This window comes from Dermacoccus sp. Ellin185 (assembly GCF_000152185.1).
In the GTDB taxonomy this organism is placed as follows: Bacteria; Actinomycetota; Actinomycetes; order Actinomycetales; family Dermatophilaceae; genus Dermacoccus; species Dermacoccus nishinomiyaensis.
Window position 1 is genome coordinate 1 of record NZ_AEIQ01000105.1, and the last position, 23,643, is coordinate 23,643.

A 23,643-nucleotide genomic window follows, 5' to 3' on the forward strand; every position below is an offset into this window, starting at 1 on the left:
GAGCGCTACGTCGACGCCGAGCCGGCCGTCGACGTCGAGCCTGACGTGGACGCCGTGGCGCGTGCGCAGGCCGAGGTGTTCGACGCTGCGGCATGGGCGCCCGTCGAGGTGCCGCGCCCGACGTACACGATGAAGGCGAAGGCCGAGCGCGAACCTGTCGAGCCGGCGGCGACCGTCGATGAGGTTGATACGCGCCCGCTCGCCGCGCGGTACGAGAACACGCCCGTCGAGGATCTGCCGTTCGACGGCATGGCGCTCGACGAGGACTACGAAGAGCTTCCGCAGGTCTACCGCGCCGGCTGAGGCCGCACGCGAGGCTTTGACGACGGACGGCGGGTGCCCACGGGGCGCCCGCCGTCTTCGTGTGTATGAGGGTGCGTTTCCGGTGTGACGGGTTGCACGTGTGCTTTCGGTGGCACGAAGGAGCGTTCTGCTGGTGGGGTAGTGGAGGAGCAGGGAGCCGTGCGTGGGTCGCCGGGCCCGGCGAGCAGGGTGGGTGACGGCCGATTGGGGCGCCTCGTGTTGGTCTGTGCGCCGCTTGGTGGTAACGTATCTCTCGCTTCACGGGGCTATGGCGCAGTTGGTAGCGCGTCTCGTTCGCAATGAGAAGGTCTGGGGTTCGAATCCCCATAGCTCCACCGAGATGAATACAGACAGCCACCCGGACATGATTGCCGTCCGGGTGGCTGTCTGTATTCACATCTGTCGAACACTGTGATTCGAGGAGCCGCCGCAGCGGAGCGAGGATGGCGAAGTCCCCATGGCTCCGACGCGCGAAGCGCGTGCCGAGCCCCGCCTGTGGCGCCGACGCGCAAAGCGCGTCTCAAGTCCGGGTTCAGCCGCCGCCTACTTGCTCTTGATGTCTCCTCCGATGGAGTCCTTGATGCCGTCGAGGGCTGAGGTGCTGCTCATGACGTACCAGTTGGGGCCGGCGAGGATGGCGTCGTCGCCCGTCAGTTTGCCGGTCGCGTCGGTGATGGCTTTCTTGGCTGCGTTCTCGCCGTCGTAGACGACGAAGATGGCGTGGGTGCCGCCGACGCATTCGCCTGAGCTGGAGGCGCCCGCTGGCGGCGTCGTCGGGTTGTACCCGGTGCAGTGCAGGCCTGCGTTGACGGCTGCGCTGCGCAGTTCCGTCGCGGTGTCGAAGCGGTGGGTCTGGGCGGAGCACGCGGTCAGGACGAGCAGGGGTGTGACGGTGGCGATGGCCCAGGTACGCATGGTGTCAGGCTACTCGCCCGCCCCGGCGCGCTGCGTGCTTCCCCCGTCCTCATCGGTGAAAGCGTGGGTCGGTGCAGTGCGGCGCGAGTCCGCGGTCAGGGGTGACGCTTCGCGCTGTAACAACGAGTCCGCCCGACGCGTTGAAACGCCGCTCACCGACCGCAACGCCACAACGTCCGTTGAATGCGGCCGAAAATCGCCGATGTGGACGAGATCCGCGAAGGGGGACGCCGTTCGCCGATGTGGACGAGATTCGCGAAGGGGGACGAGAATCGCAGGGGGGCGGGGGTTACTTCGACGAGGAGCCGGTGGAGGGGACGACGACGGCGGAGCCCGAGGACGGCCAGCACGAGAAGCCGGCGGGCAGCGTCACCTTGCCGCCCTCGACCATGTCGAGGCACTTGGAGACGAGGACGTTCGGGTCCTTGCTCACCGACTTCGCGAGCGCTTCGTTGGCCTTCGCCTGCTGTTCGGCCGTCTTGACGCCCTGCTCGGCGATGCGCGTCTGCGCGACCTGGGCGAGCAGCGCGTTGGCCTTCGACTGCGTGTTGTCGTCGAGCTTGATGACCGGGATGATCACCGACAGCACCTCGATCTGGTCGCCGATCTGGTCGCGCATGTCCTTCGTCGCGTCGTCTGAGAGCTTCGCGAGCGTCGGGGTCGTCGGGTTGCCCTTCTCGTCGACGGCGAGGGCGTCGTAGGACGCGAACTCCTTGTTGAGGCTCGAGGAGAGCTGCCGGTCGACGAGGCTCGAGCGGATGCTGGAGAACTCGCGGTAATTCTGGAACAGCGCGTCGGAGGCGTCGGGGCGGATACGCCAGCGGATGGACGCGTCGACGCACGCCGTCGCCTGGTGGGCGATGCGCACGTTGATGCAGCTCTTGTCGTCGGCGGTGTGGCTGTCGGTCTGGATCGCGGCGTCCATGTACGTCACCTTCTGCCACGGCGCCTTGAGGTGGAAGCCATTGCTGAGGCTGCCCGTCGGCTTGCCGAACGTCGTCACGACACCGATCTCCTTCGTCGGCACGACGACGGAACTCGCGACGGCGAGGACGATGACGGCGAGCGTCGCGCAGGCCGCAGAGACGAGGTAGGCCAGACGCGCGCGAGCCCGCGTGCTCGGCGCCTCGGGACGCGCGGCGTGCAGGAACACGCGGGCGGGGGAGGCGCCGGTGTCGAGATCATCGCTGTTGTCGGTGTCGGCATCTGCTACACCGTCATCCGATGCGTCGAGATCACCCGCGCGGGCACGACCGGTCGTGGCCGCCCCGCCCCGCGAGTGCGAGACGGCGTGCTCCCGCCCCGCGCGGCGCAGGTGGCGCCCGTAGAGGAAGGCCACGAGGGCGAGCAGAAGCAGGATCACGCTGAAGATCGTCGAGGCCATGGCGTGAGTGTAGAGCCGCGATGACGCCCGAATGCCGACGCGCCGCCCACATTGTCGTGGGCGGCGCGTCGCGCGAGCTTCGGGTCAGGCGCGCGTCACGGGTGACGTTCGTGACGTGCGAGGTCGCTGGTCTCGGTGTCGACGTGCGGCGATGCTTCGACCGCTTCGAGGATCGCTTCCTCGCTGCCGCCCTTCGCGCCGTAGCGAGCGATGCCGATGCCGACGACGACTGCGGTGAGGCCGAGCGTCAGCCACAGGTTGAGGCGCTGGTCGGCGCGCAGCGCCATCGCGACGATCGTGAAGACGATGAACGCCATCGTCACGTAGGTCAGGACGGGGAAGGCCCACATGCGTACGGCCGGGCGTGCGCCGACGCGGTTCATCGCGGCGCGCGAGCGCAGCTGCGTCGCGGCGATGACGAGGTAGACGATGAGCGCGATGGCGCCCGACGTCGACAGCAGGTACGTGAAGATCTTCTCCGGCAGCAGGTAGTTGCCGAACACGGCGACGAAGCCGACGACGACGGAGACGAGGATCGCGACCTGCGGCACGCCGCGTCGGTTGATGCGCGCGAACGCCTTGGGTGCGTCGCCGCGCTGGCCGAGGCTGAAGGCCATGCGACTCGCGGTGTAGAGCGCGGAGTTGAGGCAGCTCGCGACGGCGGTCAGGATGACGAAGTCGAGCACGCTCGACAGGTTCTTCAGGCCCATGTTGTTGAGCGCCTCCTGGTAGGAGCCGTTCTCCTGCAACGAGGGGGAGTTCCACGTCGTCAATGCGATGACCACGAAGATCGAGCCAAGGTAGAACAGCGAGATGCGCCAGATGACGCTGTTGACGGCCTTGCGGATGCCCTCGACCGGGTTCTTCGACTCGGCCGCGGCGATCGTCACGATCTCGGTGCCCATGAACGTGAACATCGTCGTCAGCATGGCGGCGAGGACGCCGCTCCAGCCGTCGGCGAAGAAGCCGTGGTCGGTGAATCCGTGCAGCCCCGAGGCGTGCGAGCCGGGAAGGATGCCGAGGATCGCGAGCACACCGAGGACGATGAACCCGACGATGGCGATGACCTTGATGAGCGCGAACCAGAACTCGAACTCGCCGTAGTTGGCGACGGAGAACAGGTTCGTCACCGTCAGCAACGCGGTGATGATGAGAGCGAACACCCATTGGGGCCAGTCGATCCAGCCCGAGAGGATCTTCGCGCCGGCCGTCGCCTCCACGGGGATGACGAGCACCCAGAACCACCAGTACAACCACCCGATGGAGAAGCCCGCCCACTTGCCGAGCGCGCGGTCGGCATAGACGGAGAACGAGCCGGAGTCGGGGTTGGCCGTCGCCATCTCGCCGAGCATGCGCATGACGAGGACGACGAGCGTCCCGGCCAGCGCGTAGGCGATGAGGACCGACGGGCCGGCGAGCTTGATCGCCGAGGCCGAGCCGACGAAGAGGCCGGCGCCGATGACGCCGGCGATCGAGATCATCGTGACGTGGCGCGGCTTGAGACCACTGCTGAGAGCTTCGCCGTCAGCGGGCGGATGGGGTGCGTTCATGTGGAGCACTGTGACGGCTCGTATCTCATCCGACAAACGCCCCGCCGCGCGTCACCCGATTCGTACCCAGATCGTGACCTGAGTCATAGCATGATGAGAGGTCGCGCATTGGTGATCGGCGAAGCCGCGGGCTCCGCCGCCGGCATCACGAGCCTCGACCGCCGGTCGGTACGCGACCCGCGCCGGAAGCCCCCGTCAGATCCAGGACGGCAGCCACATCCGCCAGCTCCAGTGGTCGTGGGGGATGACCTGCGCGGTGTAGATCGGCCAGAAGAAGACGAACGTCGCGACGGCGAGCACGACGTACGCACCGACGACGCCGGCGCCGATGCGTCGCCGTCGCAGGCTCGCGGTGGCGGGTCCGAGGATCAAGCCCAGGCAGTACGTGACGGCGAGGATGACGTAGGGCGCGAACACGACCGCGTAGAACGTGAAGACGGTGCGCTCCTGATAGCTGAACCAGGGCAGCCATCCGGCGAGCACGAGTGCGATGAGCGTCCCGGCACGCCAGTCGCGGCGCAGCGCCCACATGAAGACGCACACGAGCAGGGCGGCGATGCCGAACCACCAGATGCTGACGTTGCCGAGCGAGGTGATCGCCTTAGAGCATTCCGTGACCGAGCACCCCTGATCGCCCTTCGCAGGCGCCTCGTAGAAGAACGAGGTGGGGCGTGTCTGCGCCATCCACGACCACGGGTTCGACTGATACGTGTGTGGCGACGTGATGCTCTCCGCCGAGTCGTACATCTGGATGTGGTACTGCCACAGACTGCGCAGGCTGTCGGGCAGCCACGAGAACAGGCTCGAATCGGGTGCGAACCCGGTGTTCTTGGTCGCCGGGTTGCTCGCAGCCCAGTTGCGTCCCCAGGCGTCGTTCGAGTGGAACCATCCGGCCCAGGTGAGCAGATATGTCAGGCATGCCGTGGGGACGATGATGAGCGCCCCGGTGACGGCGTCCTTGACGACGGTCGCCGAGAGCCAGCGGCGGACGCCGACGGCGCGGCGCGCTCCGAGATCCCAGAACACGGTGAGCAGACCGATCGCGGCGAGATAGAACCCGTCGGACCACTTCGTTGCCATGCCGAGGCCGAGGCACACGGCGGCGACCCAGCGCCACGGGCGCAGGCCGAGTGACGGGCCGGCGAGGCGCTGCTTCGCATCGGACGACCAGTCGCCGTCACGACGCAGCTGCGCGACCTTGCGCGCGAGGATCCGACGGCTGCGGTCGCGGTCGGCGAGGATCGCGACGAACCCGGCGAGAGCCCAGAAGCTGACGAGCCCGTCGAGGATCGACGTGCGCGACATGACGAATTCCATGCCCTCGAACGCGGTCAGCAGCGCCGCGATCGTCGCGAGCGTCGCCGAGCGGAACAGGTGCCAGGCCGCGCGCCCGACGAGCAGGATCGCGAGCGTGCCGGTGAGTGCCACTGCGATGCGCCAGCCGAACGAGGAGGTGATGCCGAACAGGTGCTCGCCTGCGCCGATCATCCATTTGCCGAACGGCGGATGGACGATGAAGTCGGGTTCGGTGCCGTATACGGTCGGCACCTGGCCGTGCGTGAAGAACGCGTCCGGCTCCGGCATGTTCGCGGGCGTCTTGCGTTCGTGGCCGTACAGGATCATCGACCAGCCCTGCTTGACGTAATACGTCTCGTCGAAGATCAGCTGGTGCGGGCGCCCCAGATCCCACAGCCGCAGCAAACCGCCGATCAGCATGACCGTCAGGGGGCCGAACCAGCTCCACAACTTCTGCTGCGCACTCGCCGGGGCGCCGAGCAGGCGCTCGCGCAGCATCAACTCGTCACGGTCGGGATGGCCGTCGGTGTCGACGCGGGTGGCGGACGACGGGGCGTCAGTCAGGGTGGCGTTCACCGGTGGCGTCCTCGATCCTCGCGGGCTGGCGGTGGGACGGTCTGCCCCGGTTGGCCAGCGTAGTCGGTGGCACTGACAGGAGGGGCCCGCTCCGACGTCACGCCCCGTGACCCAGGTCGACCCGCGGCGGGCACGAGGCGCGCCTGCGCCAGCGTGACACCATGGCCGCGTGAGTACCGAAGCACCCGTCCCCGCCCTCGTTCTCGCCGCGACGCCGATCGGCGACCCGGCGGACGCGGCACCGCGTCTCACGCACGAACTCGCGAGCGCGCCGCTGATCCTCGCGGAGGACACGCGGCGGACGAAGCGGCTCTGCGACGCGCTGGGCGTCACCCCGAGCGGGTCGATGATGAGCTACCACGAGCACAACGAGGCCCAGCGCACGGGCGAGATCGTCGAGCGCATCGCCGCAGGCGAACGCGTCCTGCTCGTCACCGACGCCGGGATGCCGAGCGTCAGCGACCCGGGGTACCGCCTCGTCGCCGCGTGTGTCGAACGCGACCTGACGGTGACGTGCGTGCCCGGCCCGTCGGCCGTACTCATGGCGCTCGCGGTGTCAGGGCTGCCCGTCGACCGGTTCTGCTTCGAGGGGTTCCTGCCGCGCAAGGCCGGCGAACGCGCCCGCATGCTCGCGGCGCTCGCCGACGAGGCACGCACGATGGTGTTCTTCGAGGCGCCGCACCGTTTGGCGGTGACGCTCGAGGCGATGGCCGACGCGTTCGGCGACGAGCGGCGCGGCGCGGTCTGTCGTGAACTGACGAAGACGTACGAGGAGGTCCGCCGCGGTGGTCTGCGCGAACTCGCGGCGTGGGCCCTCGACGGGGCACGCGGCGAGATCACCGTCGTCGTCGAGGGTGCCGAACCTCGCGAGGCGTCGCTCGAGGATGCGGTCGCGACGGTGCTCGATCTCGTCGCCGGGGGAGTGCGGCTCAAGGACGCGTGCGGCCAGGTCGCCCAGGCGAGCGGCCTGTCCAAGAAGACCCTGTACGACGCTGCTCTCGCGGCGCGCTGACGGTTAGCGCCCCCGAGCAACCGCAGGCCCGGTCGTCAGTCCTGGGCGTCGACGAAGTACACGCAACCGGGGTCGAGGGGCGTGCGCAGGCTGCCGCGGGCCGGGTCGTTCGGGGGGTAGCAGGCCCACAGCGCATGGGTGAGGTTCCACGTCGCGGTCGGGATGACGGCTTCGAGTTCGTGTGAGGTCGCATCGACCGACGGCGCGTCGAGTCGCGCCCGCACGTGGACGCCGTCGTCTCGCGGTTCGGCGGCGATGAGCGTCACCGTCTTCGTCGCGACGTGCGGGTTCTGACCCGAGGCGGTGACGGCGTGCCACGTCCGCATCACCCCGAACACGACGAGCGCGATGACGAGCGCCGCGACGATGTTGCGCACGAGACGACGGCGCCGAAGGCGGTGTTCGAGCGCGGAGTCGGCGGCGAGGGCGGGAAACGACATGGGCCGGGCGCTCTCAGACCGCGGCGCGCGCGGCGCGGCGCTCACGCATTGCGACGACCCGGCGCCACAGCCGCCACATCACCCACGCGACGACGGCGAGCAGCACGAGCGCGAGGATCGGCGCGAAGACGGCCGCGAGGCTGAGCAGGATCGACGTCGCGTCCTCCGCCGTCGACAGGACGGGCGCGGCGAACCCACCCGTCCCGACGTTCGCGACGGGGCGCGCGGCGGCCTTTCCCGTGTGAAAGATGCCCGCGACGATGGCGCCGCCGATGAGGCCGACCCACGGATGCTGCGTCATCCACGGCGAGTTGTCGAGGTTCGCGGCGGCCGCCGTCCCCGCGAAGACGACGGCGCCCGAGGCGGGGCGCACGATCGTGCCGAGCGCATCGTTGACGCTGTCGAGGGCCGGGATCTTGTCGACGATGATCTCGCCCACGAGAAGGATCGACGCGATGACGATCGACGGCGTGCTCTCGACCCACGAGAACCCGGAGGGCAGCGTGATCACGTCGGTGAAGCGCGCGAGCAGAGCGACGACGAGATACGGGATGTAGGCGTTGAGACCGGCGGCGGCGGACAGGCCCGCCCCGGTGAGCGCTGCGAACATGGCACGTCCTTCGGGTCAACGACCGCCGGCGCCTCCGGCCCCGGCGAAACACTGCGTCAACTCTGGCACAGCCGCGGGCATTCCCCCGAACGACGCCGGTGCAGCTGAGTCACATGATGCGCGTCGAGTCAGTCAGGACTGACGCAGCGCGCATCACGTGACTCAGCCGTCGATGAGGGCCGTTAGCATCGTGCCGACCGAGGAGGTGGCGCGTGGGCACACGACACGAATCGCATGACGGGCGCGAGGCCCATGAGCAGCAGGCTGCGCATGACGGCCACGGACATGGCGGCCACGCCCACAGCCATGCTCCGAGTGCTGACGCCGACCGGCGCTACCTGAGCGCAGCCCTCGCGCTGCTCGTGCTCTACATGCTCGCCGAGGTCGTCGTGGCCTTCGCGACGGGTTCGCTCGCGCTGCTGTCGGACGCGGCGCACATGCTGACGGATGCCGCCGCCATCGCGTTGGCGCTGTGGGCGATCCACCTCGCTGCGAAGCCCGCCAACGCGCGGTTGACGTTCGGGTTCAAGCGCGCCGAGATCCTCTCCGGCCTCGGCAACGGCATCACGTTGTTGCTGCTCGGTGCGGTGCTGCTCGTCGAGGCGGTGCGGCGCCTCGTCGACCCGCCGCAGGTCGAGCCGAAACCCGTCCTCGCGGTCGCCCTGGCGGGCGTCGTCGTCAACGTCGCCGCGGGCATGCTGCTCGCCCGCGCGAACCGGACGTCGCTCAACGTCGAGGGCGCGTACCGTCACATCATCACCGACTTGTACGGGTTCATCGGTACGGCCGTGGCCGCCGCCGTCATCTGGGCGACGGGGTGGATGCGCGCCGACGCCGTCGCGACGCTCATCGTCGTCGCTCTCATGTTCCACGCGGGGGCAGGGCTCGTCGCGCAGGCCGGGCGCGTGCTGCTCGAGGGCGCGCCGGACGGCACGGACGTCGAGGCGATCCGCGCGCACATGCTCGAGGTCGATCACGTACGCGACGTGCACGACCTGCACGTGTGGAGCGTGACGAGCGACCTGCCGGCATTGTCGGCGCACCTCGTCATCGACGACGAGTGCTTCCACGACGGGCACGCCCCGCGGCTGCTCGACGAGGTGCTCGAGTGCCTGGTCGGCCACTTCGACGTCGACCACTCGACGCTGCAGTTCGAGCCCGCGAGCCACGCGGCGCACGAGAGCGGACTGCACTGAGTCGACCTCGTCGGCGTGCGCTCCTCGCCGGGGCCACCTCGGGGCGCGGCAGGGGAGGTGACACGAGAGAGCGGTTGTCGGCGGCGGCTCCTAGGATGGGCCCATGACCAAGGTTCTCTCCGCTGTTGCCTGGCCGTACGCCAACGGCCCCCGCCACATCGGGCACGTCGCCGGTTTCGGTGTGCCCTCCGACGTCTACAGCCGGTACATGCGCATGGCGGGTCATGACGTGCTCATGGTCTCGGGCACCGACGAGCACGGCACGCCGATCGTCATCATGGCGGAGAAGGCGGGCAAGACGCCGCAGGAGTTCGCGGACGAGAACGCGAGCATCATCGTCGACGACCTCGTCGGCCTCGGCCTCAGCTACGACCTGTTCACGCGCACGACGACGGCGAACCACTACGAGGTGGTGCAGAAGCTGTTCCTCGCGCTGCACGAGAACGGGTACATGGTCGAGCAGACGACGTCGGGCGCCATCAGCCCGTCGACGGGGCGAACCCTGCCGGATCGGTACATCGAGGGCACGTGCCCGATCTGCAAGTACGCGGAGGCGCGCGGCGATCAGTGCGACAACTGCGGCAACCAGCTCGACCCGACGGATCTCATCGATCCGCGTTCCAAGATCAACGGTGAGACGCCGGAGTTCATCGAGACGCAGCACTTCTTCCTCGACCTGCCGGCGCTCGCGGACGCGTTGTCGTCGTGGCTCGACGGGCGTGAGGCGACGGGCACGTGGCGCCCGAACGTCATCAAGTTCAGCCAGAACATCCTCGAGGAGATCCGTCCGCGCGCGATGACGCGCGACATCGACTGGGGCATTCCCGTGCCGCTCGACGGATGGCGCGAGCAGCCGACGAAGCGTCTGTACGTGTGGTTCGACGCCGTCGTCGGCTACTTGTCGGCCTCGATCGAGTGGGCACGTCGCCTCGGCGAGCCCGACAAGTGGCGCGAGTGGTGGAACGCGCCTGCGAGCACGGGCGGAGATGCGGAGCTCGCTCGGGCGGAGCGTGCGACGTCCGACGAGGGCAGCGTCGGAGCCCAGAAGGCATCGGAAGTACTTGGAAACAGCGACGGAGTCGCGGTTTCCAAGTACTTCATGGGGAAGGACAACATCGTCTTTCATTCGCAGATCTGGCCCGCTGAGCTTCTTGCTGCGAATGGCGAGGGCGCGAAGGGCGGGGTGGAGAGTCCTTTCGGGCATCTCAACCTGCCGTCGGAGGTCGTCTCGTCCGAGTTCATGACGATGGAGGGCAAGCAGTTCTCGACGAGTCGGGGGCATGTCATCTACGTCAAGGACGTGCTGGAGCGCTACGGTCCCGATCCGTTGCGGTACTTCATCGTCGCGGCCGGCCCCGAGAGTCAGGACGCGGACTTCACGTGGGCCGAGTTCGTGCAGCGCAACAACTCGGAACTCGTCGCGGGCTGGGGCAATCTCGTCAATCGTGCGGCGAGCATGATCCACAAGAACTTCGGTGAGATCCCGGCGCCGTCCGAGTTGGCCGATGTCGACCGCGAGGTGCTCGACGCGGTGCGCGGCGGGTTCGCGACGGTGGGTGCGCTCATCGAGCGCAACCGTCTCAAGGCGGCCCTCACGGAGACGATGCGTCTCGTCGGCGAGGTCAACCGGTACGTCGCGGTGACGGAGCCGTTCAAGCTCAAGGGTGAGGACGAGCGGGAGCGTCTCGCGACGGTGCTGCACACGCTCGCGCAGTGCGTCGTCGACCTCAACACGATGATGGCGCCGTTCGTGCCGTTCTCCGCGAATCTCGTGCACGAGGTCATGGGCGGTGAGGGGGAGTTCATGCCGATGCCGGTCGCGAAGGAGGTCACCGACCTCGACGACGGACGTCCGTACCGCATCATCACGGGCGAGTACTCGGCCACGCCGCGCTGGCAGCCGCGTGACGCCGCGCCGGGCACGCCGATCGCGAAGCCGAAGCCGGCGTTCAAGAAGTTCGACCCGGCGGTGGTCGAGGAGGAACTCGAGCGAATGAACATCTCGGCGTGAGCGACCCAAACCTGCGCCGCAGCGACAAGCCGACGCCGCCGCAGCCGCTGCCGTCACCGGTCGTCGACAATCACACTCACCTCGACATCTCCCGTGACGGCGGCGCGCCACCCGACGTGCGCGCCGTCATCGACGAGGCCGTCGCGGTCGGCGTCGATCGGATGGTGCAGGTGGGGTGTGATCTTGCGGGCGCGCGCTTCACCGAGCGCGTCATCGACGCCCACCCCGAATTGCTCGGCGGCGTCGCGCTGCACCCCAACGAGGCGCCCAAGCTGTACGCCGCGGGCGAGCTCGACGCCGCATACGCCGAAATCGAGCGCATCGCGGCCCACCCGCGGGTGCGTGTCGTCGGTGAGAGCGGGCTCGACTACTTCCGCACCGGCCCCGACGGCGTCGCGGTGCAGCAGGAGAGTTTCCGGTGGCACATCGAGCTCGCCAAGCGCTTCGGCAAGGCGCTGCAGATCCACGACCGTGAGGCGCACGAGGACGTCATGCGCATCCTCGCCGAGCAGGGCGCGCCTGAGAAGACCGTCCTGCACTGCTTCAGCGGTGATGTCGCGATGGCGCGCGAGTGCGTCGAGCGCGGCTATTACGTCAGCGTCGCCGGCGTCGTGACGTTCAAGAACGCCCGCGAACTGAGGGCGGCACTCGCACAGGTGCCGCTCGAGCAGCTCCTCGTCGAGACGGATGCGCCGTACCTGACGCCGTCGCCGCACCGCGGGGCGACCAATGCGCCGTACCTCGTGCCGCTGACGGTGCGAGCGCTCGCCGAGGTCAAGAACGTCGACGTCCCGGCGCTGTGTGCGGCGTTGTCGGAGACGTCCGAGCGCGTCTACGGGCCGTGGTGAGCGTCACGCGCGTGATTCCATAGCGCAGCGATCGACGCAAGGGGGCTGGCACCGCGTGTGACGAATCCCACTGCAGCGGAAGATTTCCCGGGATGCCGCACCTGACGCCCCATCGCGTCGCAGTATCCGTTACGGTTCCGTTATCTGAATTTGACCCTCGCGGGTTGCCTCGGCAGTGTTGTCCGGGTTAACCCGAGTCTGGATCACACGGACGTGCCCTCGACCTCATGGTCGACGGGCTGGAGCGCAGGCCTGAGCCGAGCGCTTCGCACCGAGCCTTCGGTGCTCTGCGCGCCGCCAGTGAGGGACCTTCGACATCGGAGCATGATGACGTTCTCGACCACCCGCACCACTTCTCGTACGATCGCCGCGGCCGCTGCCGTGGCAGCCGCTTCGACGCTGGCCGCTTGCGGTTCGAGCGACTCGAAGACCGCGTCCGACGTTCCCTCGATCTCCTCGAGCTCGACGCCGACGAAGTCCGCGACCTCGACGCCGTCCACGACGAAGGCTGCGCCGAAGCCGTCCACGACGAAGGCTGCGCCGAAGCCGTCCACGACGAAGGCTGCGCCGAAGCCGTCCACGACGAAGGCTGCGCCGAAGCCGTCCACGACGAAGGCTGCGCCGAAGCCGTCCACGACGAAGGCTGCGCCGAAGCCGTCCACGACGAAGGCTGCGCCGAAGCAGACGCAGGCCGAGCGCGCCTCGCGTTCGCAGGCCCGTCAGGCTCTGCCGGCCAAGCCCGCCACGCCCGCCAAGGCCGCTGCTCCCGCCGTCACGTACGTCAACTGGAGCCAGGTCCAGACGATCCCGGCGAAGACGAAGTACGTCTACAGCGCCGACATGCCCAAGGGCACGTCCAAGGTGACGCAGGAAGGCCGTTCGGGCGCCGAGACGGTGACGTACCGCAGCGCCAAGAAGGGCGAGAAGGTCGTCTCCTCCAAGGTGATCGACACGACCGTCACGCGCAACGCCGTGCGCCGCGTCGTCACGATCGGTACGAAGCAGGCCGTTCAGCAGGCGCCGCAGCAGTCGCAGCAGACCCAGGTGTCGCGTTCGACCGCCCGCAAGGCCGTGACGCAGCAGAGCGCGCCGAAGCAGCGCACCTACGCCTCGTCGGCCCAGCGCACGCAGAAGAGCGCTGCCGCTCCGGCCGCCGCCAACTCGGGCATGTGGGACCGCATCGCTCGTTGCGAGTCGACGAACAACTGGCACATCAACACGGGCAACGGCTACTACGGCGGCCTGCAGTTCGACAACCAGACGTGGCTCGGCTCCGGCGGCGGCGCCTACGCCCCGCGCGCCGACCTCGCGACCCGTGAGCAGCAGATCGCCATCGCGAACAAGGTCTACGCCCAGCGCGGCCTGCAGCCGTGGGCCTGCGGCCACGCAGCCTGATCGACACCTGACGCGCACCGCGCGCCCGGTCATGAAGACCCGGCTCGTCCCCTCGTGGGGCGGGCCGGGTCTTCGCATGTGCCGATAGGGTTGGCGTCATGCATGACGACGACGCGACGCCCGCAGGCCGTGACGACACGACGGGCCTGTTGAGTGCCGCCGACATCCGCGAGCTCGCCGAGCGTCACGGGGTGCGTCCGACGAAGACGTGGGGGCAGAACTTCGTCATCGACCCGAACACGGTGCGCAAGATCGTCCGCCTGGCAGGGGTCGGGGCCGACGACACCGTCGTCGAGGTGGGCCCGGGGCTCGGGTCGTTGACGCTCGCGCTGCTGCCGGCCGTCGCGCATCTCAGCGTCGTCGAGGTCGACCCGAACCTGGCGGCGCAGCTTCCCGCGACGGTGGAGCGGTTCGCGCCGCAGCACGCATCGAAGCTGAACGTCGTCCAAGCGGATGCGATGACGGTCGACTCGCTCGAGCCGGCACCGACCGCGCTCGTCGCGAACCTGCCGTACAACGTGTCGGTGCCCGTGGTCCTCAACTTCCTCGAGCATTTCCCGTCGCTGCAGCGCGTGCTCGTCATGGTGCAGCTCGAGGTCGCGCAGCGCCTCGCAGCTGAGCCGGGCAGCAAGGTCTACGGCGTGCCGAGCGTCAAGGCCGCCTGGTACGCCGACGTGCGTCTCGCCGACCGCGTCGGACGCAACGTCTTCTGGCCGGCCCCGAACGTCGATTCGGGTCTCGTCTCGCTCGTGCGTCGTGACCCACCGACGACGGAGGCGACGCGCGCACAGGTCTTCGCGTGCATCGACGCCGCGTTCGCACAGCGCCGCAAGACGCTGCGGGCTGCCCTCGCCGGCTGGGCGGGCGGCGCCGACCGGGCCGAGGCGGCACTCGTGGCGGCGGGCATCGACCCGCGGACGCGAGGCGAGCGCCTCGGTATCGACGAGTTCGCCGCCATCGCCTCCGCCCACGCGGCGGCGACGCAGGACTGAGTCGTCCTCCGGCCGCAATGCCCACCCAACACTGTGGCGGACGGCGCCTGTTGGCTCGGGTGGCTGCCCGGAGGGCGGTCCATGCATAGGGTGGGGGCATGACGGCTTCGAGCGCACAGATCACCCGCGTCAGCGTGAGGGTGCCTGCGAAGGTCAACCTCGAGCTGTGCGTGGGGCCACGCCGAGCCGACGGGTTTCACGACCTCGCGACGACGTTCCATGCCGTCGACCTGTTCGACGAGGTTGATGTCACGTCGGCCGACGAGTTCTCGCTCACGGTGACGGGGCTCGGCGCGGACGTCGTGCCGTGCGACGAGTCGAACCTGGCCTGGCGAGCGGCGCAGCTCATGGCCACCTCGTACGGCGTCGACGGCCGCTGCGCCATCGCGATTCGCAAGGCCATCCCGGTGGCTGGTGGCATGGCGGGCGGATCGGCAGACGCCGCCGCGACGCTCGTCGCCTGCGACGCGCTCTGGGGGCTCGGCCTGTCGCGCGCGACGCTCGAGGAGCTCGCCGCGCAGCTCGGCTCAGACGTCCCGTTCGCCCTCACCGGAGGCACGGCGCTCGGCACCGGGCGCGGGGAGAAGATCGTGCCGGTGCTCGCGACGGGCACCTACCACTGGTTGTTCGCGCTGACGCACGAGGGGCTGTCCACGCCCGCCGTCTACGCCGAGTGCGACCGGCTGCGGGAGGGCCACCGCGTGCCTGAGCCCTCTCCGTCGGACGGCCTGCTCGCGAGCGTCCGCTCCGGTGACGTCCACGGCGTCGCCGTCGCCATGCACAACGACCTGGAGCCTGCGGCGCTGTCGCTCATGCCGAGGCTGCGCGCCCTGATGGAGTTCGGCCTGGAGGTGGGTGCCCTCAACGCGATGGTCTCGGGTTCGGGCCCGACGGTGGCGTTCCTCATGGCGAGCCGCAAGGACGCCGTCGCGCTGCGCAACGTGCTCGCTGCCGGTGACCTCGCGGACGACTACGTCCTCGCCGCCTCCACTCCCCACGGCGCCCAGATCACCTCCGCCTCCTGACGCCCCGACCGAACCCCCGACCCGCCCCGCCTTGCCACCCTGCGATTTTCGTCCACCCTCGCGATTGCCATCCACATCGGCGATCTACGTCCCCATCTGCGAACTACGTCCACATCTGACGGACGGCGTGGCGAGCGCTCGTCTCGGTCCGGCACCTGCTCTGACGGGCGCCGCATCATCAGCTTTGGGCGACGTGACACGGCGGTGAGACAATCGCGGGCATGGCCAACCTCCTGTCCGCTGAGAAGATCTCGCTCGCCCTCGGCACCCAGCAGTTGCTCGATTCGGTGTCGCTCGGCATCGGCGGCGGTGAGCGCATCGGCATCGTCGGCCGCAACGGTGGAGGCAAGTCGACGCTGCTCAAGGTGCTCGCGGGTGTGCACGAGGTCGATTCGGGGCGTCTGACGATGGCGAACGGCGTCACCGTCGGCATGCTGACGCAGGCGGACACGATTCCTGCGGAGTGGACGGTGCTGCAGGCCGTCGTCGGTGATCGCGCCGAGCACGAGTGGGCGGGGGAGGCCCGCATCCGCGAGGTCATCAACGGGTTGTTGCCGGGCATGGATCTGCACGACGTCGTCGGCCCCAAGTCCGGTGGCGAGCGCCGTCGCATCGCGCTCGCGAAGCTGCTCGTCGACGACCCTGATCTGCTGCTGCTCGACGAGCCCACCAACCATCTCGATGTCGAGGGCGTGCAATGGCTCGCCGACTTCCTCAACGCACGCCGCACACGCAGCGACTCGGCGCTCGTCACGATCACCCACGACCGGTGGTTCCTCGACGCGACGAGCACCAACACGTGGGAGGTCATCGACGGACGCGTCGAGCAGTACGAAGGCGGTTACGCCGCGTTCGTGCTCGCGAAGGCCGAACGTGCACGCATCGCGGCCGCGACGGAGGAGCGTCGCCAGAACCTGCTGCGCAAGGAGCTCGCGTGGCTGCAGCGCGGTGCCCCGGCCCGCACGAGCAAGCCGAAGTTCCGCATCGACGCGGCCAACGCGCTCATCGCGAACGAACCGGATCCGCGCAATGACGTCGAACTCGTCCGGTTCGCGACGACGCGGCTCGGCAAGGATGTCATCGACCTCGTCGACGCGTCCGTCACGCTCGGCGGGCGCGAACTGCTGACGAAGCAGACGTGGCGGCTCGCGCCGGGCGAGCGCACCGGCATCGTCGGCGTCAACGGCGCGGGCAAGTCGACGCTGCTGCGCGCCATCGCGGGAACCCAGGAGCTGTCGGCGGGCAAGCGCAAGCAGGGCAAGACCGTCAAGATCGCGTACCTGACGCAGGAGGTGCGCGAGCTCGACGACGTCGAGGGCTGGCGCGTCATCGAGGCGATCGAGGACGTGGCGAGCTACATCATGCTCGACGGCAAGGAGACGTCCGCCTCGCAGCTCGCGAAGCGGCTCGGCTTCTCCGGGGGACGTCAGCAGGCGCGGGTGTCGGAGCTGTCGGGTGGCGAACGTCGGCGACTGCAGTTCCTCCGCCTGCTCATGAGCGAACCGAACGTGCTGCTGCTCGACGAGCCGACCAATGACCTCGACATCGAGACGCTGCAGTCGATGGAGGACGTCCTCGACGGCTGGGCGGGCACACTCGTCGTCGTCAGCCACGACCGGTACCTGCTCGAGCGCATGTGCGATCGCCAGGTCGCCTTGCTCGGAGACGGCAAGATCCTCGACCTCATCGGCGGGGTCGAGCAGTACCTCGAGCTGCGTGCGCACCACCTGCAGGCGCAGGCGGCGTTCGAGCGTCAGGGCGCGGCGGCGAAGGGGGTCGATGCGACCTCGCTCGCGGCTGACGACGCAGCAGGCGCTGGCGCCGGCGGACGCGTGGTGAGCGCCGCCGAGGAGCGCGAGGCGCGCAAGACGGTGGCGCGCATCGAACGTCAGCTCGCGAAGCTGGCCGAGCGCGAGACCAAGCTGCACGACGAGCTCGCCGCTGCCGCAAGCGATTACGGCAAGGCCGCGGAGATCGACGTCAAGCTGCGTGCCGTGCTCGCCGAGAAGGACGAACTCGAGATGGAATGGCTCGAGGCCGCCGAGGTGCTCGCCTGAACTGAGCGCGTGTTCCGGTCGCGCGCGGCGCCTGGCGGCGCTGCGCCGTTTGCCACCAGGCGCCGTGAACGACTGTCTACGAGGGCTCGACGTCCCCGCGAGCGCCGATTGAACGTGTTCAACAGCGTGGTTGACTGAGCGCATGACGACGAAGTCGGAGCAGACGCGTGAAGCCCTCGTCGAGACGGCGTTGGCGATGTTCCGCGAGCACGGATACGAGAAGACGACGATGCGCGCGATCGCCGCGGAAGCCGGCGTCTCGCAAGGAAATGCGTACTACTACTTCGACGGCAAGGACGCGCTCGTCCAGCAGTTGTACCTGCGCCTCCAGGCCGAGCATCGCGACGTTGCGCTGGCCGCCATCCGCGACGGAGCGCCGCTTGCCGACAACCTATGCGCGCTGTGGCGGGCGGGCATCGACGTCATGGAGCCGTACCACGGCTTCGGTTCGACGCTGCTGACGACGGCGCTGCAGGCGTCGTCGGGCACGAGCCCGCTGTCGGGAGCGTCGGCGCAGGCGCGCGACGATGCGATCGGCCTCGTCACCGACGTGCTCGAACGCTCGAAGGGCGTGCCGGGTGGCGCACTGCGACGCCAGTTGCCGATGTTGCTGTGGCTCGTCTATCTCGGCATCACGCTGCACTGGGTGTGCGATGACAGCGAGCAGCGGGCGCGCACGATGACGCTCATCGACGGCGTCGCCCCCATCCTCGCGCGCATGCTGATGCTCGCACGGCTACCGGTGGGACGCGGGCTCGTCGCGGACATCACCGCCCTCGTCGAGAAGCTGGCGCCGACCGGATCTCTTCCGACGGCGCTGTCGGAGCCTGCATCCAGGACGTCGAGCACCGTCCGCACCGAAGACGACTGAGGTGCCTCGCGGTCAGCTCTCGACGGCCGTGAGCAGCGTCCGCAGCGACGCGGCGAGGTGAGCGCGAGCGTCGTCGTCCATGCCGGCGAGCAGGCGGCGCTCGTGATGCAGCAGCGCGTCGAACGCGGCGTCGACGGCCCGCAGCCCCGCGGGGGTCAGCCGGACGAGGACGCCGCGGCGGTCGCTCGGCGATGGTTGACGGGAGACGAAGCCGCGTCGTTCGAGTCCGTCGACGCGATTCGTCATCGTGCCGGAGGTGACGAGTGTCTTCTGCACGAGGGCGCCGGGGGAGAGCTCGAACGGTTCGCCTGCGCGGCGCAGGGCGGACATCACGTCGAACTCCCAGCCGTCGAGTTCATGCTCGGTGAAGACGGCGTTGCGCGCCTGGTCGAGGCGCCGCGCGATACGGCTGATGCGCGAGAGCACTTCGAGCGGCGTCGTGTCGAGCCCCGGGCGGACGCTGGCCCAGGCATCGACGATGACGTCGACCTCGTCATGGTGCGGCTTGCCGCCGGGAGCGGTCGACGCCGTAGACGCGATGTCGTCGGCGCCCTTTGGGCCGAAGGCACGGTTCGAGTCGGCAGGGCGCGGCGAGCCGGTGAGTGACATGCGGTCATTCTATCGCTCGTCAAGAAACTTGATGTCGAGAGACTTGCCCTCGGCAGACGGCGTCAGCCCTCGTCACGCGATGTCGTCGTCCGTCTCGTCGTCGCCCAGGCCCATCGGTGCCACCATGTTGTCGACGTCAGGCTCGCCGCTGGCCACCGGCGCGGCCGCGACGAGCGTGGGCGTGGCGTCGAGGCCGGTGAGTCCGTTCCAGCCGAGGTTGACCATGTGGGCGGCCATCTCGGTGGCGTCGAATTCCTGGCCGTGCTCGATCCACCAGTCGCCGGTGAGGGCGGCCATGCCGATGAGCATCTGCGCGTAGATCGGCGCGAAACGGGGGTCGATCTCGCGGCGCGACATGACGCGGGAGAGTTCGTTCTCGATCTTTGTGGCGATGTCCGACATGAGGCTCGCGAGGGAGCCCGTCGAGTGCCAGGACGGGGCGTCACGGATGAGCACACGGAAACCGTCGGGGTTGGCGCTGATGTAGCTGAGTTGGGCGGTCACGGCGCGTTCGAAGAGTTCGCGGGGTGTGCCGTCGTCGGTCAGGGCGCTCGCGATGTGGTCGAGGAAGCTGCGCGTCTCGCGGTCGACGATGACGGCGTACAAGCCTTCCTTGCCGCCGAAGTGCTCGTAGACGACGGGTTTCGTCACGCCCGCCGCCGCCGCGATCTCCTCGACGGTCGCCGCCGCGACGCCTCGTTCCGCGAACGTGCGGCGCCCCACGTCGATGAGCTGTTCGCGACGCTGGGTGCCCGACATGCGCGTGCGGCGAGGAGTCGTCATGCCCACCATTGTGCCGGGTGGGCGGGAGGTCGCAGCCGAGACCTGGGGCGCCCGGGCGGGCTGACGCGGTCCGAGGCGGGGTCCGCGCCGTAGATCGCGGGGACGCGTCGGTGCGTCGACGGAGTGCAGCGCGGCCCGGCGTGAACTACTCTTGTGCGGTCCGCGCTTCGCGGACGTTCCCCGGTTGCTCTGCTGGCAGGGGCCGCCTGACTTTGAATCAGGACTAGCGACGTTGGTTCGATTCCAACCCGGGGAGCCTGAAAGCCCGACCATCATCGCCCGAAAGCGCGTCATCGTCGACGCGTTTCCGGGCGAAGATCACGCGGGACGTGACGCCGATCAGCGATGACGAGACGTCGCGGCACCCCCGGCGGCGATGGCCGCGAACGCGAGTCCGGCGAGGCCTAGCTCACCGGACGTCGGGGAGCTCCGCGACGCGACGAGGTCCGTCTGCACCTTCGGGTCGATCGGCTTCGGGGCGGGCTTCGTCGGAGTGGGCGTGCCCGGCATCGGCTTCGTCGGCTGGGCAGGGGGAATGACGGTGCCGTTCGGCTGAACCGTCGGCAGACCCTTGCACGTCGCCGGAATCGTGCCGGTGACGCTGAACGCCGACCCGCTCGTGTTGCCCTTGACGGTGATCGTCACCGTCTTCCCGGCCTGGTTGATCTTCGAGAAGATGACGAGCGGCTTGTCGTGCGTCACCGGGCCCATCGTGTGCGTCTCGTGCAGCTGCGGCTCGCTCACCGTCACCGTCGCCTCCGGCGTCTTCACCGTGCCCACTGCGATGACGTGGTTCGGCATCCCCTTCGAGCACCAGAACTCGATCGGCGTGTGCTGAAGGCTGCCGACGATCGTCGACTTGGCGTGGTCCCCGGTCGTGCTGGGCGTCGCAGGCGAGTCGGCCGCCATTGACGGCGCGGCCGCGGCCAGGGTCAGGGCACCCACGCCGGCAGCGGCGAGAGCAGGGAACATCTTCCTGGGGAACTTCTCAGGACGAATGCGTGACGATGGCGCTTCCCTCCGCGCGACGTCGGCCGCGAGAACCGCAGCTTGGTGCGGCAACGACCCACTTCTGCGCCGAATCCGTCAGGGTGATCCATATTTTCGCAATGCGACAAATGCATGTCGCCGATACAGTCATGTATAAAAATCGGGCCGGCCAGCAGGCCGAGGCACCTGGCACCGACGGTGACACGTCGATGAACGTCTACCTCTCCAACTCCACCTCGAACCGCGGCACGCCGATCGCCGTCGACGCCATGCAGAGCTCGTCCAACGGCGACGTCGTGCTCGCGCATCTCATCGAGCCGGCCCTCGTCAACCAGAACATGCCGCTCGCGGGCTCCTACGACGCGACGGCGGGCGACTCCGGCGTCATCGAGGGCTACAGCCTGCGCGCCTACCGCGTCCCGACGTCGGGGCTCTACAAGGCCGACGTCTCCGTCCTGGGTGAGAGCGCCGAGGCCTACGGTGGTCGCGCAATACACCTCGAGGGCGTCAACGGCTCCTCGAATCACGGCGACTCGGGTGGCCCGCTCATCGTCATAGGTCAGATCGTTGGCGTCTGCTCGACGGGCGACTCCACCGATCCCGGCTCCGACATCCACGCCGGCCTCCAACTACGCCAACCTGACGGACAGCCGCCAGTGGATCACCGACGTCACGGGCGTGTGACGGCTCATCGACGCTGACCCTGCACTCATGCAGACGCCGTTGGCACGCAACACGCGTGCCGACGGCTTCGTCGTACCGGGGAGTGGGGATGGTGTCTGTGCTTCCGCGTCGTCGTGCGAACGGAGGTCGCCGTCAGCGGCACACCGGAAAGCTGGTCAAACTCCGCGGTACAGAACGCGGGGCGGCAGGGTCTGCACATGCTGACGCACGATGACGCCGCGTTCGATCAGCGCCGTGAGCGCATCGTCGAGCGCGGCCCGCTGCGCCCGCGGCAACGCGGCCTCGAGCGTCTCGCGATCTGCCGGGCCGTCACGAAGAGCCGCCAGGGCGCGACGCGCGGTCGTCGATTTAGTCGGGGTCATGAGGGCTCTCTCACGTGGGTCACGGTGCTCGTGCATCGCGAGCTGTCGACAATGGTGGTCCGCCTGCGGCGATGGCGCTCAGGGTGCAGCGGACGGGGCTGGACCCTGGCACTGCCGAGTGGCGCTCGCAAGGACGGCGAGTGGTCGACGAACGACGTGTGCCCCGCAGCCTCGGGGGCTACGGGGCACGGCGGTTCGATGAGTGGCTCGTGTTCAGAGCGGCCAGGTGTCCGACATACGGTGCTCGCCGGTCTTCACAACGACGTGGTGAGCGGAGCTCGCCCGCGCTGCGTCGGCCGAGTTGGCGGCGACGATGGCCACCGTCGGGGCCGCGGCGGCAGCCACGAGCGCAACGGATGCGGAAAGCTTCTTGAAGATGGCCATGGTCACTCCTGGATAGGATGCGTAATGTAGAGGGTTCAACAACTCGGCCGTCGCGGGGTCAAGTTGTAGGTCAAGTATGCCTCGTCCTGGGGGCTGGAAGTGGTTACCGATGAGTTTTGGTGAACGCCTGAAGGCGGCGCGCAAACAGGCGGGCCTTTCGCAGACAGAATTGGCGGGCAACAGGTGCAGCGTCAGCTACGTCTCCCACCTCGAATCGGGTCGTCGCACCCCGACTCCGGAGATGCTTCGGTACTTCGAGACGGCCCTGGGCTTGGCGCCGGGTTCGCTGGGCGACGCCTCTGACCTGTCGGGCGCAGGACGCCGGCGGGCAGGAGACGCAGAAGCAGTCGCGCTCTACTCGGAAGCCGTCCTCTCTTGGCGGCAGGGTGTGTTCGCCCTGGCGCAGGAGCAGGCCATGGAGGCACGTTCCCACCTCACGGTAGGCAATCGTTCTGACCTCGACCTCCTCATCGGTGCACTGCTCGTCGAGATCCACATCGACCTGGGTCACTACCAGGACGCAGTAACAGAGGCATCACGACACCTCGAAGCGGCTCGTTCTGTCGGCTCGGCGCTGCTCGAGGCCCGCGCGGGAGTGTTGTTGTCGAAGGCCGCGCGCGTCAATGGCGATGCAGCCCTTGCGGCATCAAAGGCAGCCGACGCCGTGCGGCTGTGTCAATCGGCTCATCTGCCATTGACCGTGACGGTTCAAGCACTGATCGCGGCGATCTCCGCGGGTCACGTCGATTCGGCCGTGTATGCGCGTGAGCTCGAGGAGTCGTCCGCTGCACTGGAGGACAGTCCGACCCGCGGCCTGGCCGAGTGGGTGCTCGGCAACGTGGCGTGGCACAGCGGTGACGTCGAGGCCGGCAAGGCTGCGCACGATCGAGCGAACCAACTCCTGTCGCCCACCGCAGACTTCCGTAACTGGGCTCGTTTTCCGCGCGTTGCGGCGGAAGAGCGACTCCAGGCCGGCTGCGAGGACGGGGTCGCGGAACTGTTACGCGAAGCGAAGAGCCGCCTCGACCTGCTCGAGAGCGCCGATGAATTGGCGACCCTCGCCATCGTGCGTGCGCGGTTCGCGCGGGCGCAGGGGCACGTGGATGAGGCGCTCGATGACATCCGCGCCGCCCTCGAGGATGCCGACCTGCCGCCGAGCACGCAGGGGCGCCTGTACCTCGCAGCCGCCCACGCCTACGGCGAACAGGGCGACATCACGCAGGCGACGGCCGTCGCGCTGCAGGCAGCACGCCGCTTCACCGAGGCCGGCGACGTCACCCAAGCCCGTGCTGCTTGGGAGTTCGTCGACGAGACCACGCAGGCCGCAGAGCAGGCGAACGCCTGACGTCA

The 23,643-nt window shown here is 68.8% G+C and carries 22 protein-coding genes, 2 tRNA genes and 1 pseudogene; 14 read left to right on the forward strand and 11 right to left on the reverse strand.

From position 1 onward, the window contains the following. Positions 1-303: pseudogene (locus tag HMPREF0321_RS11925) on the forward strand (hypothetical protein); the annotation flags it as partial. 262 nt (positions 304-565) lie between these two features. Next, positions 566-638: transfer RNA gene (locus tag HMPREF0321_RS11930), tRNA-Ala, on the forward strand. A gap of 208 nt (positions 639-846) precedes the next feature. Here the strand turns inward: HMPREF0321_RS11930 and HMPREF0321_RS11935 are convergent. From HMPREF0321_RS11935 to HMPREF0321_RS11950, 4 genes are all read right to left on the reverse strand, one after another. Beyond that, entirely contained in the window at positions 847-1,218 is a 372-nt protein-coding gene (locus HMPREF0321_RS11935; protein ID WP_006946795.1) for a hypothetical protein, read from the reverse strand. A gap of 289 nt (positions 1,219-1,507) precedes the next feature. Next, positions 1,508-2,602, reverse strand: a complete 1,095-nt coding sequence (locus HMPREF0321_RS11940) for an SPFH domain-containing protein (RefSeq protein WP_006946774.1) — start codon at positions 2,600-2,602, stop codon at positions 1,508-1,510. A gap of 95 nt (positions 2,603-2,697) precedes the next feature. Then, positions 2,698-4,152, reverse strand: a complete 1,455-nt coding sequence (locus tag HMPREF0321_RS11945; protein WP_040014996.1) for an amino acid permease — start codon at positions 4,150-4,152, stop codon at positions 2,698-2,700. A gap of 195 nt (positions 4,153-4,347) precedes the next feature. Then, entirely contained in the window at positions 4,348-6,024 is a 1,677-nt protein-coding gene (locus HMPREF0321_RS11950) for a dolichyl-phosphate-mannose--protein mannosyltransferase (protein ID WP_006946803.1), read from the reverse strand. Between the two features lie 169 nt (positions 6,025-6,193). On the opposite strand from HMPREF0321_RS11950, the gene rsmI reads away from it, so the two are divergent. Further along, positions 6,194-7,036 (forward strand): 16S rRNA (cytidine(1402)-2'-O)-methyltransferase, encoded by an 843-nt coding sequence (rsmI, locus tag HMPREF0321_RS11955; RefSeq protein ID WP_006946759.1) that lies wholly within the window; start codon positions 6,194-6,196, stop codon positions 7,034-7,036. 35 nt (positions 7,037-7,071) lie between these two features. Here the strand turns inward: rsmI and HMPREF0321_RS11960 are convergent, their stop codons facing one another. After that, positions 7,072-7,476, reverse strand: a complete 405-nt coding sequence (locus tag HMPREF0321_RS11960; RefSeq protein WP_006946813.1) for a hypothetical protein — start codon at positions 7,474-7,476, stop codon at positions 7,072-7,074. Positions 7,477-7,489: 13 nt separating this feature from the next. Further along, positions 7,490-8,086, reverse strand: a complete 597-nt coding sequence (locus HMPREF0321_RS11965; protein WP_006946758.1) for a DUF4126 domain-containing protein — start codon at positions 8,084-8,086, stop codon at positions 7,490-7,492. 212 nt (positions 8,087-8,298) lie between these two features. On the opposite strand from HMPREF0321_RS11965, the gene HMPREF0321_RS11970 reads away from it, so the two are divergent. The 8 genes from HMPREF0321_RS11970 (at position 8,299) to HMPREF0321_RS12005 (ending at position 18,481) form a co-directional block, all read left to right on the forward strand. Then, complete coding sequence (locus HMPREF0321_RS11970; RefSeq protein WP_006946805.1) at positions 8,299-9,282, forward strand: cation diffusion facilitator family transporter; 984 nt, start codon at positions 8,299-8,301, stop codon at positions 9,280-9,282. 103 nt (positions 9,283-9,385) lie between these two features. After that, positions 9,386-11,293 (forward strand): methionine--tRNA ligase, encoded by a 1,908-nt coding sequence (metG, locus tag HMPREF0321_RS11975; RefSeq protein ID WP_006946793.1) that lies wholly within the window; start codon positions 9,386-9,388, stop codon positions 11,291-11,293. Next, positions 11,290-12,141 carry a TatD family hydrolase gene (locus HMPREF0321_RS11980; protein WP_006946782.1) on the forward strand — a complete coding sequence of 284 codons (852 nt, stop codon included), beginning with the start codon at positions 11,290-11,292 and terminating at the stop codon, positions 12,139-12,141. Before metG ends, HMPREF0321_RS11980 begins: the two co-directional genes overlap by 4 nt. A gap of 324 nt (positions 12,142-12,465) precedes the next feature. Then, entirely contained in the window at positions 12,466-13,536 is a 1,071-nt protein-coding gene (locus HMPREF0321_RS17295; protein WP_006946808.1) for a resuscitation-promoting factor, read from the forward strand. 98 nt (positions 13,537-13,634) lie between these two features. Next, a complete protein-coding gene (gene rsmA, locus HMPREF0321_RS11990; RefSeq protein ID WP_006946797.1) occupies positions 13,635-14,528 on the forward strand; it encodes a 16S rRNA (adenine(1518)-N(6)/adenine(1519)-N(6))-dimethyltransferase RsmA in 894 nt (297 codons plus the stop codon). 98 nt (positions 14,529-14,626) lie between these two features. Continuing rightward, complete coding sequence (locus HMPREF0321_RS11995; protein ID WP_006946766.1) at positions 14,627-15,553, forward strand: 4-(cytidine 5'-diphospho)-2-C-methyl-D-erythritol kinase; 927 nt, start codon at positions 14,627-14,629, stop codon at positions 15,551-15,553. 221 nt (positions 15,554-15,774) lie between these two features. Beyond that, positions 15,775-17,610: an ABC-F family ATP-binding cassette domain-containing protein gene (locus HMPREF0321_RS12000; RefSeq protein ID WP_006946765.1), complete on the forward strand. Its 1,836-nt coding sequence runs from the start codon at positions 15,775-15,777 to the stop codon at positions 17,608-17,610. A gap of 142 nt (positions 17,611-17,752) precedes the next feature. Next, complete coding sequence (locus HMPREF0321_RS12005; RefSeq protein ID WP_006946800.1) at positions 17,753-18,481, forward strand: TetR/AcrR family transcriptional regulator; 729 nt, start codon at positions 17,753-17,755, stop codon at positions 18,479-18,481. A gap of 12 nt (positions 18,482-18,493) precedes the next feature. Here HMPREF0321_RS12005 and HMPREF0321_RS12010 read toward each other — a convergent pair whose 3' ends face one another. Both HMPREF0321_RS12010 and HMPREF0321_RS12015 read right to left on the reverse strand, forming a co-directional pair. Beyond that, the gene (locus tag HMPREF0321_RS12010; RefSeq protein WP_006946807.1) at positions 18,494-19,090 is read right to left on the reverse strand and encodes a MarR family winged helix-turn-helix transcriptional regulator; all 597 of its coding nucleotides are present in this window, start codon (positions 19,088-19,090) and stop codon (positions 18,494-18,496) included. A gap of 72 nt (positions 19,091-19,162) precedes the next feature. Further along, positions 19,163-19,882, reverse strand: coding sequence for a TetR/AcrR family transcriptional regulator (locus tag HMPREF0321_RS12015; RefSeq protein ID WP_006946809.1), 720 nt, complete (start codon positions 19,880-19,882; stop codon positions 19,163-19,165). Between the two features lie 168 nt (positions 19,883-20,050). On the opposite strand from HMPREF0321_RS12015, the gene HMPREF0321_RS12020 reads away from it, so the two are divergent. Further along, positions 20,051-20,129, forward strand: a tRNA-Gln gene (locus tag HMPREF0321_RS12020). Positions 20,130-20,212: 83 nt separating this feature from the next. On the opposite strand, the gene HMPREF0321_RS12025 is transcribed toward HMPREF0321_RS12020, so the two are convergent. After that, positions 20,213-20,818 (reverse strand): hypothetical protein, encoded by a 606-nt coding sequence (locus HMPREF0321_RS12025; protein ID WP_143181301.1) that lies wholly within the window; start codon positions 20,816-20,818, stop codon positions 20,213-20,215. A gap of 194 nt (positions 20,819-21,012) precedes the next feature. Here HMPREF0321_RS12025 and HMPREF0321_RS12030 point away from each other — a divergent pair, with 194 nt between their 5' ends. After that, positions 21,013-21,564: a trypsin-like serine protease gene (locus tag HMPREF0321_RS12030; protein WP_006946773.1), complete on the forward strand. Its 552-nt coding sequence runs from the start codon at positions 21,013-21,015 to the stop codon at positions 21,562-21,564. Between the two features lie 138 nt (positions 21,565-21,702). Here HMPREF0321_RS12030 and HMPREF0321_RS12035 read toward each other — a convergent pair whose 3' ends face one another. Further along, a complete protein-coding gene (locus HMPREF0321_RS12035) occupies positions 21,703-21,909 on the reverse strand; it encodes a winged helix-turn-helix transcriptional regulator (protein WP_006946772.1) in 207 nt (68 codons plus the stop codon). A 213-nt stretch (positions 21,910-22,122) separates the two neighbouring features. Next, positions 22,123-22,293 (reverse strand): hypothetical protein, encoded by a 171-nt coding sequence (locus tag HMPREF0321_RS16570; protein WP_006946811.1) that lies wholly within the window; start codon positions 22,291-22,293, stop codon positions 22,123-22,125. A gap of 109 nt (positions 22,294-22,402) precedes the next feature. Here HMPREF0321_RS16570 and HMPREF0321_RS12040 point away from each other — a divergent pair, with 109 nt between their 5' ends. Continuing rightward, a complete protein-coding gene (locus HMPREF0321_RS12040) occupies positions 22,403-23,638 on the forward strand; it encodes a helix-turn-helix domain-containing protein (RefSeq protein WP_006946814.1) in 1,236 nt (411 codons plus the stop codon). Positions 23,639-23,643: the final 5 nt, after the last annotated feature.

What these genes read in the sequence shown, in the direction of transcription:
- HMPREF0321_RS11995 (WP_006946766.1), top strand. Translation starts at nt 14,627, where the DNA reads ATGACGGCTTCGAGCGCACAGATCACCCGCGTCAGCGTGAGGGTGCCT.
- HMPREF0321_RS12030 (WP_006946773.1), top strand. Translation starts at nt 21,013, where the DNA reads ATGTATAAAAATCGGGCCGGCCAGCAGGCCGAGGCACCTGGCACCGAC.
- HMPREF0321_RS12000 (WP_006946765.1), top strand. Translation starts at nt 15,775, where the DNA reads ATGGCCAACCTCCTGTCCGCTGAGAAGATCTCGCTCGCCCTCGGCACC.
- HMPREF0321_RS12040 (WP_006946814.1), top strand. Translation starts at nt 22,403, where the DNA reads ATGAGTTTTGGTGAACGCCTGAAGGCGGCGCGCAAACAGGCGGGCCTT.
- HMPREF0321_RS17295 (WP_006946808.1), top strand. Translation starts at nt 12,466, where the DNA reads ATGATGACGTTCTCGACCACCCGCACCACTTCTCGTACGATCGCCGCG.
- HMPREF0321_RS11940 (WP_006946774.1), bottom strand. Translation starts at nt 2,602, where the DNA reads ATGGCCTCGACGATCTTCAGCGTGATCCTGCTTCTGCTCGCCCTCGTG.
- rsmA (WP_006946797.1), top strand. Translation starts at nt 13,635, where the DNA reads ATGCATGACGACGACGCGACGCCCGCAGGCCGTGACGACACGACGGGC.
- HMPREF0321_RS11965 (WP_006946758.1), bottom strand. Translation starts at nt 8,086, where the DNA reads ATGTTCGCAGCGCTCACCGGGGCGGGCCTGTCCGCCGCCGCCGGTCTC.
- HMPREF0321_RS11945 (WP_040014996.1), bottom strand. Translation starts at nt 4,152, where the DNA reads ATGAACGCACCCCATCCGCCCGCTGACGGCGAAGCTCTCAGCAGTGGT.
- HMPREF0321_RS12035 (WP_006946772.1), bottom strand. Translation starts at nt 21,909, where the DNA reads ATGACCCCGACTAAATCGACGACCGCGCGTCGCGCCCTGGCGGCTCTT.
- HMPREF0321_RS11960 (WP_006946813.1), bottom strand. Translation starts at nt 7,476, where the DNA reads ATGTCGTTTCCCGCCCTCGCCGCCGACTCCGCGCTCGAACACCGCCTT.
- HMPREF0321_RS11935 (WP_006946795.1), bottom strand. Translation starts at nt 1,218, where the DNA reads ATGCGTACCTGGGCCATCGCCACCGTCACACCCCTGCTCGTCCTGACC.
- metG (WP_006946793.1), top strand. Translation starts at nt 9,386, where the DNA reads ATGACCAAGGTTCTCTCCGCTGTTGCCTGGCCGTACGCCAACGGCCCC.
- HMPREF0321_RS12015 (WP_006946809.1), bottom strand. Translation starts at nt 19,882, where the DNA reads ATGGTGGGCATGACGACTCCTCGCCGCACGCGCATGTCGGGCACCCAG.
- HMPREF0321_RS16570 (WP_006946811.1), bottom strand. Translation starts at nt 22,293, where the DNA reads ATGGCCATCTTCAAGAAGCTTTCCGCATCCGTTGCGCTCGTGGCTGCC.
- HMPREF0321_RS12010 (WP_006946807.1), bottom strand. Translation starts at nt 19,090, where the DNA reads ATGTCACTCACCGGCTCGCCGCGCCCTGCCGACTCGAACCGTGCCTTC.
- HMPREF0321_RS12005 (WP_006946800.1), top strand. Translation starts at nt 17,753, where the DNA reads ATGACGACGAAGTCGGAGCAGACGCGTGAAGCCCTCGTCGAGACGGCG.